Annotated in this window: 8 protein-coding genes; 1 reads left to right on the top strand and 7 read right to left on the bottom strand. The window is 73.5% G+C overall.

Annotated elements, in window-relative coordinates:
• Nucleotides 1-76: 76 nt before the first annotated feature.
• A complete protein-coding gene (locus ACIBZJ_RS41925; RefSeq protein WP_395939193.1) occupies nucleotides 77-820 on the bottom strand; it encodes an SDR family oxidoreductase in 744 nt (247 codons plus the stop codon).
• A 124-nt stretch (nucleotides 821-944) separates the two neighbouring features.
• On the opposite strand from ACIBZJ_RS41925, the gene ACIBZJ_RS41920 reads away from it, so the two are divergent.
• Complete coding sequence (locus tag ACIBZJ_RS41920; RefSeq protein ID WP_395939192.1) at nucleotides 945-1874, top strand: LysR family transcriptional regulator; 930 nt, start codon at nucleotides 945-947, stop codon at nucleotides 1872-1874.
• A gap of 40 nt (nucleotides 1875-1914) precedes the next feature.
• Here ACIBZJ_RS41920 and ACIBZJ_RS41915 read toward each other — a convergent pair whose 3' ends face one another.
• The 6 genes from ACIBZJ_RS41915 to ACIBZJ_RS41890 form a co-directional block, all read right to left on the bottom strand.
• Complete coding sequence (locus ACIBZJ_RS41915) at nucleotides 1915-2205, bottom strand: YciI family protein (RefSeq protein ID WP_395939191.1); 291 nt, start codon at nucleotides 2203-2205, stop codon at nucleotides 1915-1917.
• Nucleotides 2202-2669 carry an SRPBCC family protein gene (locus ACIBZJ_RS41910; protein WP_395939190.1) on the bottom strand — a complete coding sequence of 156 codons (468 nt, stop codon included), beginning with the start codon at nucleotides 2667-2669 and terminating at the stop codon, nucleotides 2202-2204. The genes ACIBZJ_RS41915 and ACIBZJ_RS41910 overlap by 4 nt, the downstream gene beginning before the upstream one ends.
• Complete coding sequence (locus tag ACIBZJ_RS41905) at nucleotides 2653-3012, bottom strand: ArsR/SmtB family transcription factor (protein WP_395939189.1); 360 nt, start codon at nucleotides 3010-3012, stop codon at nucleotides 2653-2655. Before ACIBZJ_RS41905 ends, ACIBZJ_RS41910 begins: the two co-directional genes overlap by 17 nt.
• 56 nt (nucleotides 3013-3068) lie before the next feature.
• Nucleotides 3069-3590, bottom strand: coding sequence for an HXXEE domain-containing protein (locus tag ACIBZJ_RS41900; protein ID WP_395939188.1), 522 nt, complete (start codon nucleotides 3588-3590; stop codon nucleotides 3069-3071).
• Nucleotides 3591-3637: 47 nt separating this feature from the next.
• A complete protein-coding gene (locus tag ACIBZJ_RS41895; RefSeq protein WP_395939187.1) occupies nucleotides 3638-6325 on the bottom strand; it encodes an FtsX-like permease family protein in 2688 nt (895 codons plus the stop codon).
• Nucleotides 6322-9431: FtsX-like permease family protein (locus ACIBZJ_RS41890; RefSeq protein ID WP_395939186.1), on the bottom strand; the 3110-nt coding region annotated here is incomplete at its 5' end. The genes ACIBZJ_RS41890 and ACIBZJ_RS41895, both read right to left, overlap by 4 nt.

Genomic DNA, 9431 nt, shown 5'->3' with positions numbered 1-9431 from the left:
TGGTGGTGGGGGCGGGGGCGGGGGGGGGGGGGGGGGGGGGGCGGGCCCCGCCCCCCCCCCCCCCGCCCGCCCCACCTCAGAGCTGTGAGGCGCCACCGTCGACGGCGAGCTCGGCGCCGGTCGTGAACGTCGCGTCGAACGCCAGGAACAGCACGGCCTTCGCGATCTCGCCCGAGGCACCGAACCGGCCCATCGGGTTGTCGGCGGCCATCTGGGACTTCGTCTGCGCGGCGACCTCCGGCGGCAGCGTCCGGTCCAGGATGCCGGTGTCGATCGGCCCAGGGCTCACCGCGTTGACCCGGATTCCCTGCGGCAGCAGCTCACGCCCGAGGCTGCGGGCCATCAGGCGCAGCGCGGCCTTCGTCGCGGCGTAGACGCTGACCATCGGGTAGCCGACGACGTTCACCACGGAGGTGGTGAGCACCACGCCGCTGCCCGGGTTCATCAGCGGCGCCAGCTTCTGCACGGTGAAGTAGGGCCCCTTGGCGTTGATCGCGAACACCTCGTCGTAGGCCTGCTCGGTCACGGCCCCGAACGGCGCGAAGTGCGCGATTCCCGCGTTCACGAACAGGGCGTCGATCGTGCCGAACTCGGTCTTGACCCGATCGGCCAGCGTGTCGATGTCGGCCAGCGACGCCGCGTCGCTGCGGACGCCGATCGCGGCGCTGCCGAGCTGTTCGACGGCGGTGTCGAGCGTCGCCTGCGTGCGCCCGGTGATCAGCACGCGCGCTCCCTCGTCCACCAGGGCAGCCGCGGTCGTCAGGCCGAAGCCGCTGCTGCCGCCGGTGATGACGACGTTCTTACCTTCGTACTTGCCCATGTCGGTCGTGCTCCTCGACGTCGTCCGGGTGGTGACACCGAGTTAAATCCGCTGGTCCGGGTGTCGTCCAAGACCCGTTACGCAACCCGTCATGCCCGGGCCGCATGACGGTAGATTGGGGAGGGTGCCTGATACTTCGCCGGTTGGTCTCGACGCCGCCCTCGATTTCGACCTGCGGCTGGTGCGGTACTTCACGGTCGTCGCGGAGCATCTCAACTTCGCCAAGGCCGCCGAGGCGCTGCACGTCGCGCAGCCTGCGCTGAGCCGTCAGATCATGCGTCTCGAGCACCAGCTCGGCGTCCGCCTGCTCGACCGGACCCCGCAGGGCAGCCACCTCACCGAGGCGGGCCGGGCCTTCCTTCCGCAGGCGCTGGCGCTGCTCCGGTCCGCGCGCCAGGCCGCGTTCGCGGCCAAGGCCTCGGCCGACGTCCTCACCGTCGGTTCGGTCGAGCAGATCGTGGTGACGCCCGCCGTGCGCGATCTGCGCCTCCGCTATCCGGACGCCCGGGTCGAGATCCGCCACCTCGACTGGTGCGACGCTCACCCCGCACTGCTCGACGGCTCGGTGGACGTGCTCGTCGGCCGGACTCCGTTCCCGTTCCCGACCGACGACCTCCGGGTGACCGTGCTCTACGAGGAGCCGGCCGTGCTCGTCGTTCCGCTGTTCCATCGGCTGGCCGGCCGGGCGGCGGTCACGCCGGACGACTACACCGACGAGCCGTTGCTGCCGTGCCCGGTCACGTCGACGGCCTCGGACATGTTCTGGCGCCTCGAACCCGGTCGTACCGGGCCGGAACTCCCGGCCGGCGTTGATGGTGCGGCCGCCGTCGACGGCTGGGAGACCAAGCTCGAACGCGTCGCGGACGGGGAAGCCGTGGCGATCCGTCCGGCGGGCGACCGCCGCAGCACGCTCCGGCCCGACCTGGTCACGATCCCGATCGACGGGCTCGAACCCTTCCAGGTCGTCGTCGCCACCCGGCACGACGCCACCGGGCCCCTGATCAGCGGCTTCCGGGAGTCCGCGGTGCTCATCAGCCTCGGTGCCGCCGGCTAGAACCCCGGCCGCCGGAGGCCCGCACCGGCGGCGTCGCACCTCAGACGGTGGCGGCGTCATCCGGGACGAGGATCTCGTTCCACTCCCGAAGCGTGTAGGCGCGGATCACGCCGTGCAGAACGAACGGGTCGCCGGCGACGAACGATTCCGCCGCCCCGCGCGTGCGGAAGATGCCCATCGAGCCTTCCGCCTGCGGATCGCCGAACGTGCCGATCATGACGAGGTCACCACGACCGTGGTACTCCTCGAGCCGGGCCCGGTGGGCGGGGAGGTGCGCCGGTGCGCGCTCGGCGACGTTGTCGGCCGACTCGTAGAAGACGACGTACTTCACCGGGGGACTCCGCTCGCGTAGGCCGCCAGCGTGGCGCTCCACGCTCCGGGATCCTCGAACGTCGTCCGCATGGCCTCGGCCTGGGCGCCGTAGGCTTCCAGGCCGCGGTGCTCGAGCACGACGCGGGTGCGACCCTCGCCGACCGGATGGAACCGGACGTCGACCGAGGTGACCAGATCGGGGTCGAACGTCCAGTCGGCACCGATCTGCCAGGTGACGACCAGTCGCGTCGGCGGCTCCCAGACCGTGACGAACCCGGTGGAGGTTTCGCTGCCGTCGGTGTGCCGGGTGTACCAGCGGCCGCCCGGTGCCGGTTCGACCACGATCTGCTCGATGGGCGCGGCCCCGATGTGATGGTCCGCGGGCCACCACGAGGTCATGTCCGCGGTGAAGATTTCGAACGCGGTAGCCGGGCCGACGTCCACGGTGATTTCGCGGCGCACCGCGTCAACCGTTCGAGTCATCGTTGTTGCTCCGATCGTCCGTGCCGGACTCGGTGGGTCCGGGGAATTGGGCAGCGCGACGGGCGAAGGCGGCCAGCGACCGCTCCCAGAAGCCGTCGATGTGCCGTCGCAGGTGAGCCAGGGCCTCGGGGTCGACGTGGTAGACGCGGCGCGTGCCCTCCTGCCGGTCGAAGATCAGGCCGACGTCCTTGAGGACCTTCAGGTGCTGGGAGACGGCCGGCCGGCTGATCGGCAGCGCCTCGGCCAACTGCCCGACGGCCAGCGGTCCGGTGGCCAGACGATCGAGGATCGCCTGGCGGGACGGGTCGCCCAGCGCGGTGAGCATTGCCGAAGCGTTCGTCATGACGAACCGTAAGCTACAACTTACCAAAGGCCGTGGCAAGTGGTCCGGAAGGGCGGCTACGCGATGAGGTGCGCGAAACCGTGGGCGCCCAGCAGCAGCGGGGCGCTCGCGGGCAGGCCGAGGACGACGACGGCGAGCAGTTCACGGCGGCTGAGCAGCCCGTCCGCACGCAGACGCCAGAACGCGAGGATTCCGTACACCACGCAGCACGGGAAGGCGGTGAGCGAGCCGAAGCCGTAGCCGCCGCCCTGGGCGATCGCGCTGCCGAGGTGGCCGACGCCGTGCAGGGTCCAACCGGCCAGCAGCAGGCCGAAGAGGCGCACGGCCCAGCCCGGCCGGGCGGTCCAGACCGCCGCGACGACCGCGGCCCAGTAGAGGCCGAACTCGAACAGGATCGCCGCCAGCCCCTGCGTCACGGTCAGTATCCGGTCGTCGCCCATGAACAGACCGTGCTGACGCACGATCGCGATCGCTTCCTCGCCGTCGTGGGCCACGAACGCCGCGAGCAGCCCCCAGATCCACCATCGAGCCGACCTGGTGAGGACGGCCCGCGGCGGGTCGGCTGCCGAGCTGGTCATCACGGACCTCCGGGGGACGTCCAGCAGTGTGACGGATCCGCGGGTGGTCAGCCGGACGAACCGACGCGCAGCACGTCGCCGAGCCGGCGGGACCGTCTCGCCGCGGATTCGACGGCGACCACGGCCACCAGCATGCCCAGCAGCACGACGACGGTGAGACCGATCAGCCACCAGGGCACGACGGTCGCGGGGGTGTCGGGCTGGCCGGTCAGGCTGTTCAGCGCGAGCGCGCCGAACGTCAGCTTCACCCAGAGCAGTCCGAGCAGCGGCCCGCACACCGCGGCGACGAGCACCGGAGGCAGCAACTCGGCGGCGGCCACGCGGTGGGCGTCGCGCGGACGCAGTCCGAGCGTGCGCAACCGGGCCAGCGTCGTCCAGCGTTCCGGCGCGCTCGACGCGGCGCTGAGCGCGAACCCCAGCAAGCCCAGTACCAGCAGCGTTCCGGCGGCTGCCCGGTCGAGCGCGACGAGCCCGGCGCTCAGCGGCGCGGACCGGAGCTCGCGCAGGACCTCGGCGTGGACGACGGTCCGTCCCCCGGGTGCCACGCCCTGGATCGCCCGGGCCGCACCGGGGCCGTTGACCCAGATGGTGTTCGGGAGGAACGGCAGTCCGGCCGAGACGTCCATCATGATCACCTCGCGCGCGTCGCCGACGTCCGGCGCGACCCCCACGGCTTCCAGATCGAGGGGAGCGGCGCGGTCACGGAGAAGGCGCAGGGTCATGCCGGGCCGGAGACTGCCGTCCCGCGAGCGCACCAGTACCGGAACGCGGCCACGGCCCGCGGCCGGCTTCAGCCGGGCCAGTTGCGGCGCGTCCGGCAGCGGGTTGTTCGCGAGCAGGCGTTCGAGCCCGGCGGCGTCGACGGTCACCAGGCTGGGCGTGAGAGCGTCGCCGTCCGCGACGACGCTGACGGCGTCGTCGATCTGGGCGGCGGCGACCTGCGAGACACCCGGTGCGGCGGTGATCCGTGCGGTCGGTGTCCCGGCGCCGGACGGCAGGTCCAGCCGGGCGTCGGCGCCGACCGTGCGCCAGGCGCTCTCCCTGATGCCCTGGGACGCGGTGGTCTGCAGCGTGGCGGCGAACGCGGCGAGCGCGACCACCGTGGTCAGCGTCAGCAGCGGCAACGCCCGGGTGGCGGTCGCGGCGGCCCGGGCGGCGCCGAAGACCGCCAGTGCCCGGCGGGAACGGAGTGCCTGCCGCAGCACCAACCCGATACCGGCGGGGACGAGTCGCAGCAGCAGGAGCGTCCCGGCGGCGACGCCGAGAGTCGGCGCGCTCGCCGGGAACGCGGTGTCGTTCCCGGCGGCGATGCCACGCTGCCGGAGGGCGACGAGTGCCCCCGCCGCGGCGGCGATCACCGCGACCTCGACGGCCGCGCGGCGCAGCTGCCGGGTGCGGTGCTGCCAGCGACGCGCGGAGCGGTTGGCGGGTGCGCGGCGATCCCGCGTGGCCCGGGCCGCGGTGAGGGTTCCGGAGACCGGGCCGGCCACGATCGCGCACACCACGACCCACGGCGTCCACGTCAGCGCCGCGCCACCGGCGAGGAGGAGAGACAGCACGAGCCCGATCGCGGCGGCCGGCAGGCTCACGAGCACGGATTCGACGAGCAACTCGGCGACGATGTCGGTCAACGCGGCGCCACGCTGCCGGGCGACGATCAACGCGGTGGAGCGCCGGCGCGACAGCAGGTCGGCGGCGAGCAGCAGCACCAGCCCGGCGCCGGCGAGCACCGCGATCAACAGCACGGAAGCGCTTGCGGAGGCGGCGTCGACCGTCACCCGGACGTCGCTCAGCACGCTGTCGAGCTGGGTGTTCCACTTGAGCGTGGTATCCCGGTCCGCCGACGAGCCGGACGACGCCTTGAGCGCCACGACGGTCGCCGCGAGCCGCTGAGCCGACTCCCAGGTCAGTTCGTCGGCATCGGCCGAGTACCAGACGGTGCGGACGAACTGATCGGGCAGGAGCGCGAGCCTTCCGTCCGGTAAGGACTCGGCCGAGAGCAGGCCACCGAGCCGCGTGCTGCCCGCGCCGTCCAGACCGGTGACGGGGTGCAGCACCCAGGGGAGGAGCCGCCAGGCCGGATCGTTCGGATCCGTCGGCCGGAAGACGCCGCTGACCAGGACGTTGTAGTGGTTGCGCTGGTCGTCCTCGACCGGGACGTGGTCGCCGGGATGCAGCTTCAGCGCGGCCGCGTCGGCCTCGGACAGGCCGACCTGGGCTTCCCAGGGCGGTCCGGCGTCCGGCAGCGCGGCCCGGCCCGCTGCGGTCTCGCGCGGCGCGTGGCCGGCGATCCACGTGACGGCGGGCCCACCTCCGTCGGCCTGCAGGTAGTCGAGTTGGAAGCGCCGCTGGATGCTGCCGTCGGTGACCAGGAGCGAGACGCTCGTGGCGGTCATGACCGGCGGTCCCAGCGCGTCGCGCAGGCTCGGATCGAGCGCGGCTTCGGCCTGCCCGCGGAAGTCGTCGACGTCGGCCGCGAGCTTGTCGTTGCGGACGCGTCCGCCGTAGTCCCCGTAGTCGTCCGGCCAGCGGGACTCGACCTGCACCGCGGCGTCGGGCCCGGCCCGGCGGATCGCGTCCCGGGCGGCCTCGTCGGCGGTGGCCCGCAGGAGGGGCGGGACGGCGGCCGCCAGCATCGTGACGACCAGGACCACTCCGGCCACCAGCCCCAGCGGGCCCGCGTCGGCCCGGGCCCGGCCGCGGACGCTGGGCCAGTGCACGGCCGGGACCCTCATGACGCCACCCGCAGGTGGGCCGCGTCGGCCCGGCGGGCCTGGATCGTGACCGCGGCCGCGACCGCCAGGCCGCCACCGACGATGAGGACGGCGAGCAAGGCGGTGCCCGCCGCCCAGGGCCACTGGGTCGCGGCGGGTGGCACGGCGACGGCCCCGGTGTCGGAGCGGACCATCAGCGGCGCCAGCACCCAGTTGGCCGCGGCGCCGACCACGGCGCCCAGGACCAGCACCGGCAGGAGAACGACGGCGTGTTCGCCGAGGAGCATGGCCCGGAGGTGACGCCGGGACAGGCCCAGACCGCGGAGCCGGGCCACCTCGAGCGCCCGCTGGCGCACGTCGTAGACCACGTAGAGGACCACACCGCCTAACAACAGCAGCACGGAGGCCGCGACGAGCACCCGGAACGTCGCGGGGAGTGACGCCCGCAGCGGCCCGCTGGTCAGACGGGTGATCTCGGCCGTCCGGGTGGTGACCTCGCCGAGGTGCAGGGCGTCCACGTTCGCGGTGGCGCCGGCGCGGGGCTCGCCGACCCACCACCCGGTGACGGAGGAATCGAAATCGCCGTGGAGGGCGAGAGCGCGGGTCAGGGTGTCCACATCGGCCAGCACCGCGGGCGCACCCGGCGCGGACGGGATCCTCGGCACCACGCCGGTGACGACAGCGATGATCGCGGTCGAGCCGAAGCCCAGGCTGAGTACGGAGCCCGGATGGGCCTTGACGTCCCGTGCGAAGCGCGCCGAAACGACCAGCGGAACCGGCCCCGGGTCGCGAAACGCCGTGGCGACCAGCACGCGGCTCAGCGCGAGCGGGTCGGTGAACGCCACCCCGGCACTGACGCGCAGCCGCGCGCCGAGTGAGGTGACGGCCGCACCGGAAACCTGGCCGGAGAGCGGCGCGGCCGATCGGACCGTCCACCCGGCCGGGAAAGTGTCGCCGCCGGGCAGGCTCAGCGTGACGTCGACGCGGCTGAAGACCAGCCCCCGTTCGTAGCGCGTGACCGGGAGCGCGACGGCCACCAGCCGCAACCCGTCCGCCGTGGCACAGCCGGGCACCGGGTACGGGCGGCCGTCGAGCACGATGGGCGGGCCGCTGCACGCGGTCCGCAGCCCGGTGGCGTCCTGCAGGAGAAGCTGTGGCGTCACGACGACGGCCGAGCCGCCGGTCGCCGTTCCGGTCAGCATCGGAGTGGCCGACCGGGGCAGCTCGGGGCCGGTCACGGCCGACTTGGGGACGACCGGCCCGACCACCTCGGCCCAGCCGTCGTCGCTGCGGCCGCGCATCACGCGGCCCGCCCGCCGCGTGTCGATCGCCACCATCCGGGGAGCATCGTCCACCTCGCCGAGGTACTGACCGACGGCCACGTTCCGTTCCACCACCGGAGTGATCGTCCCGCCGGTAGCCGCGCCGATCCGTGCGCTCTGGCCGGCCGCGGGCGGCGCCGACAGTGCGATCGCGAGGTCGGTGCCGGTCGCGAGGTCGGCCTGGTCGTGCTGGGACGCGGTCCAGGTGGCGCCGAACGCGGTGCCGAACGTGGCGGCTGCGCAGGCCAGACCGATGAGCAGGGCGGCGGCGAACGCCTGCGGGCGGCGCGCGGCCTGGAAGACGGCCAGCGGCCAGACGAAACCACGGGCCCGCGTCGCCAGGCGTTCGGCCCGGCTCAGCACGGGTGGCACGAGCCGCAGGGCCAGCGCGATGCTCGCCGCCAGGATCAGCGCCGGAGCGAGCACCCGGACGGCGTCGGCCCGGGAACCGGCCGCCGCCGGTTGGGCCCGCAGTTGCCACCAGCCGACGATCGCCAAGCCGCACAGCAGGACGTCGATGCCGGAGCGAGCGAGCAGTTCGCGCCGGCTGCGGCGATCGCCGCTGTCGGGAACACGCCGGACCGCCAGGCCGATGTGCAGGATCGCCAGCGTCAGCGCACCGCAGACGACCGCGAGGACCTGGACGGGGGTCACCACGGGACGGGCGGTGAGTCCGGCGTCGGCCAGTGGAGGCAAGCGGGTGAGCGTCACGTGCAGAGCGGTCGACAACGGGATCGACAAGGCGGCCGCGAGCCCGGCCAGCAGGGTCGCCTCGACGATGGCGACCAGGGCGAACTGACCGCGGCTGAGACCCAGGGAGGTGAGCAACGCACGCTCGTCCGCGCGTTCCGCGGTGACGAGCCGCCCCGCGAGCGCGAGCGCGATGGCCGTGAGCACGAGGCCGATCAGCGCGAACGCGAGCACCGAGCTCGCGATGAGCTCCTGTTGCCTGCGGGCGTCGAGGAGCACGCCGGGAATGGGCGAGGTGACGCGGTCGAATTCGGTGCGTCCGCCCAGCGTGCCGGTGAGCTTGCGGTCAGCGCCCAGGAGCGAGTCGGTCAGCTGGTTCAGGTCGTGTCCGGTCGGGTCCGACAGGTCCGGGCGGGCGGTCACTTCGAGACGGTCGAGAGAGGAGCCGCTGTTCAGCAGGTCGTCCAGGGTCACCAGGAACGGGCCGTACGCGTCGACCTGCGCGGCGTAGGCCACGTCGGCCGGGTGGGGGTCGAAGCCCGCACCACCCAGCGGATCGCGGTCCCAGCCGGACGCGGGCCGGGGCCGGATCAGACCCACGACGACCACGTCGACCGCCGGGGCCGGGGCGCGCCCCACCTGCGGTCCGAGATGGACGCGGCTGCCGACCGTCAGTCCGAGCAGGCGGGCGGTGCTGTCGAAGAGCACGGTCTCCAACGCCGCTCCGGCCGTGCGCGAGGCTTTCGGCCAGCGCCCCTCCCGCAGCCCGGCGGCGTCCGGCAGGTTCTCGACGCCGGAAAGGTAGGCCTCGCTCAGCAGGCCGCGATCGTCGTTGCTGGCCATCGGGAGCTTGTGCATCGGCGACGAGGCGCGGATGGCGGTGGTCGCGGTGAACGGTGCGACCGACGACGTCAGCAGGGCCCGGGTGTCGGCCGCGACCGACCGGGCGTCCGCCGCCGAGATCCGCACCGTGTAGGCGGTGGCCTGGACCTGCTCCGGGGGGAGCCGGGACGCGGCGATTTCGACGGCTCGTTGGGAGGTTTGGGTCATGAGTTGGGTGCTGGTGCCGAGGAGGGTGGCGCCGAGGGTGAGGACGGTGAGGAGGGTGGTGAGGA

Source organism: Cryptosporangium sp. NPDC051539 (assembly GCF_044454545.1).
In the GTDB taxonomy this organism is placed as follows: Bacteria; Actinomycetota; Actinomycetes; order Mycobacteriales; family Cryptosporangiaceae; genus Cryptosporangium.
Note: the sequence above shows the minus strand (reverse complement) of the source record. Positions and strands in the feature narration are given on the sequence as shown.